This window comes from Pseudochrobactrum asaccharolyticum (assembly GCF_003314995.1).
GTDB classification, from domain to species: Bacteria; Pseudomonadota; Alphaproteobacteria; order Rhizobiales; family Rhizobiaceae; genus Pseudochrobactrum; species Pseudochrobactrum asaccharolyticum.
Genome location: NZ_QNRH01000028.1, coordinates 1 through 3056 on the forward strand (window position 1 = coordinate 1; position 3056 = coordinate 3056).

General features: G+C 43.9%; 3 protein-coding genes and 1 pseudogene. All 4 read right to left on the reverse strand.

The genetic code is table 11. The annotated features are described in order from the left end of the window. Nucleotides 1-100 precede the first annotated feature (100 nt). A complete protein-coding gene (locus tag DFR47_RS21380) occupies nt 101-478 on the reverse strand; it encodes a plasmid mobilization protein (RefSeq protein ID WP_113946532.1) in 378 nt (125 codons plus the stop codon). A gap of 1352 nt (nt 479-1830) precedes the next feature. Beyond that, nucleotides 1831-2268: a type II toxin-antitoxin system VapC family toxin gene (locus DFR47_RS21390; protein ID WP_113946534.1), complete on the reverse strand. Its 438-nt coding sequence runs from the start codon at nt 2266-2268 to the stop codon at nt 1831-1833. Beyond that, complete coding sequence (locus tag DFR47_RS21395) at nt 2268-2516, reverse strand: type II toxin-antitoxin system VapB family antitoxin (protein WP_113946535.1); 249 nt, start codon at nt 2514-2516, stop codon at nt 2268-2270. Before DFR47_RS21395 ends, DFR47_RS21390 begins: the two co-directional genes overlap by 1 nt. A 232-nt stretch (nt 2517-2748) precedes the next feature. Continuing rightward, nucleotides 2749-2910, reverse strand: a pseudogene (locus DFR47_RS21400) (transposase); the annotation flags it as partial. Nucleotides 2911-3056 lie beyond the last annotated feature (146 nt).

Here is a 3056-nt window from a genome sequence, read left to right on the forward strand (position 1 = left end):
CACGGACTTCAGGAGAAAATTTGTTCGTCGTTTTGCTTGTCATAGACCCTACTTCTCACGAGTTGGGGTCTCCGGCAAACCCGGTGCGGTTCACCAAGGCTTAATATTTTGGCTGCAATCTGTGTCCGGTTTTCTCATGGAGGCGCTTCACTTCATGAAAAATCGCTGCATGAGACTTCAGAACATTCATCTGATGAAGGGCAACTTCTTCAGGAACAGGATATTTTTTGGAATTAATTGCCACTGATATCTGGTTGAGATTCACGCCAACCTTGCGTAAATCTTCCAAAATCAAGGCGAAAATCAACCTGTCATTCTCCGTCAGAAAGGGCTTTACCCCTGCCCCCTCAAGAACCGTTGAGCGCATAAAGGCTGAAGGCGACATTCCGACTTTAGCTGCCGCTTCATGAATTGCAGCGTGTTCATTTGCGGAAACTCGCAATGTAACAACGTGCGCCTTCTCCTCTTTTGCCCTCATCCTTCAACCTATTCCCACATCTCAAATTTAAGGCAATCAATCCACTAATCAGCACCTTTGGCTGATTGAAATAATTTTGTACTACAAAATTACGTATCCTGCCACCTAAGATAAGAATATATCACTTCGCTTCGCTCGTCTTTTTTTCGCTACGCTGATTATTTTTTTGCGCACTCTAAGGCTCACCACCTGCAGCCGCAAACGCCCTTGTCGCGCCTCCATTCGCGAATGCAAGGCACGCTACGCTTTTCAACCTTGCACTTCCCTCATGGATCGTCACTGACAGCGATACACGCGGACTGGAGGAGGATGGGTCAAAAAACACATAAACGCGCCTGACGGCGCTTTAAGCGCCGTTTAACGACAGTTACAGAAGATGTTTGAATGGGATTGCACGATCCCATCAAAGAAATACGTTGCGTATTGCCTTGCGTATGTACCAACCATACATACGCAGGGTAATTACAAGTCATAAATACAAACCGTATTTACAATTTAGAAATACCAATCATGTGTATGTTTCGTATTGTTGTATCGTATGCACGATAAAGATTTACGCTTTATATTTACGATGCGTAAGTATTTTTGATCAATACTAATGATAAATATTTAACGGCACTATGCCTAGTATTACTTCAACGTACATACGACATGGCAATACGTAAATCTGGAAACTGCCAACATTTAAGGCTTAGAATGGCACATGGGTGAGACTGGAGAGGCGACCTGAGCCTATTGAAGCTTCATGTTGTCGCTGTCGAATTTGATGAAGTTTGTGACGTTGTTCATTTTTAGGTTTCTTTTTAGCAAGTTGCTGAGAAGTCCCAAGCATGAAGTTGACGGTGCTGCACCGGAGGCCGCAGCGAAGCGAAAGCCGCCAGAGAGAAAAAATTGCCCCGCGAGGAAGTCCCCAGAACGAGGAAATTTTTTGAACACGACTTTGCAGCAAATGAGTATATTTCGTCCCGTTATAAATTTACTTTCAGCGACCAAGAAACTTCAATGCGATTGTATAAACTCTTAACTTCCAGCGTGTTAGCAACTCATGTCTGTGCTTTAGTCAATCGCAAAATAAAAACACCATTAATTCGCATATCCAAAACATGGCATTAATCGTCATATAGGTAATAAGGCACTGGAAACGGCCAGCAGAACGGATCTCGGCTAAATCACAAAGGCGGCGATGGCTTGGCATATCTTGTCTAACCAGTGCGCATGGGAATAGCCCACTGCAATTTCAGGGAATAAAAAAGCCTCTTTGGGGGCTTCATTGAAGAAATGGCAGGCATAGAAAAGAGAAAAACTAATGCAATTAGTGCACTGCTTTTCATAATGCTCGTTCTTTATCTCGCTTAGGCTTTTTCAATATCAGTCTGGCTAAAATCATTGCCTTTGAACAATAGCGGTAAACGTAATTCTGTAGCGCTTGCAAAAGAGAAGCAATCACCAAAATTGAGTTTAGCAGGATGCCCGACAAAGCGGCCAAAGGTTTTGGCTGCTTCGAGGGCACGTTTATGTGTTGAGCCGCCTATTGCAACTTCTTTCGCTCTAATAACACGCAAAAAATCAGATACATCATTTTGCATCTGCTCAATGATCTCAGGCGGCGTTGAGGTATTTTCACCAAAACGCGAGATAGTTTCTTTTCGCGCCAAAGCTATCACAGCTTCAAAAAAGGTGATTGAAGAATAGGCTTTTGTGCTGGAACAGCCTTCGATTTTAGCAATGAAATAGCCTGCATCCTCTTCACTACCGAGAATTGCCACAATGGCTGAAGCATCAATAAACATTACATTCCCCAACCTTCATCCATGAATGCCTTTTCATCAAAAGCAACAGGTTTATCACCTAACCGGCTTTTCACACGTGCCTGAATTTCTGCCACGCGCTCCGCAAGTGGCTTTTCATTTGCATGGCGGTTTAGCTCATTTTGAATGGCGCGGCGAACTGCTTCCGTTTTGCTCGGCGCATTGGTAACTTTCATAAGTTTGATCGCCATTTCATTAACGGCATCATCTTTGACATATAGACCAGACATTGACTTGCCTCCGGCATATCCAATTTGAAATATACATATATACTACATAGTATATACTAAATTTGCAATCATTTTTTTGAGAAAACGGGGTAGAAAAACCGCTCTATAAATCAAGAAATAAATGCGTTTGAAGCATTACAGGGCTTCATTCAGCATCTGTCTTGCTTTATGATTGCATGACTTCGCGCTCTGCATCATTCCCTTTCGAAAGGCAAGCGGTGCGTTGTATTTCGTTGCGCGAACCGTAGAGCGCTGCAGTTGCCCCAACAACCAGAAGCTTTCGCAAGTAGCGATTGCCCATTTTGGAGATGCGTCCCAGACGTGGCTGTCCACCACTGGAATATTGTCGGGGCACAAGTCCGAGATAGGCGACGAATTCGCGTCCGCAGGAGAACTGTTTGGCAAAAACTGCAAGACTGGCTGTCATATAGGTTGCAGTGAGAACTGAATAGATGGAGTGGTTGCCGCTCTACTACCCAAGCGACAATTCTTGTTTGAATATTGTTGCGTTCAATCTACTCGATGGGAAGGAAGGCAGAC

Coding starts and splice junctions, on each gene's coding strand:
- DFR47_RS21380 (WP_113946532.1), bottom strand. CDS start 478: ATGAGGGCAAAAGAGGAGAAGGCGCACGTTGTTACATTGCGAGTTTCC.
- DFR47_RS21395 (WP_113946535.1), bottom strand. CDS start 2,516: ATGTCTGGTCTATATGTCAAAGATGATGCCGTTAATGAAATGGCGATC.
- DFR47_RS21390 (WP_113946534.1), bottom strand. CDS start 2,268: ATGTTTATTGATGCTTCAGCCATTGTGGCAATTCTCGGTAGTGAAGAG.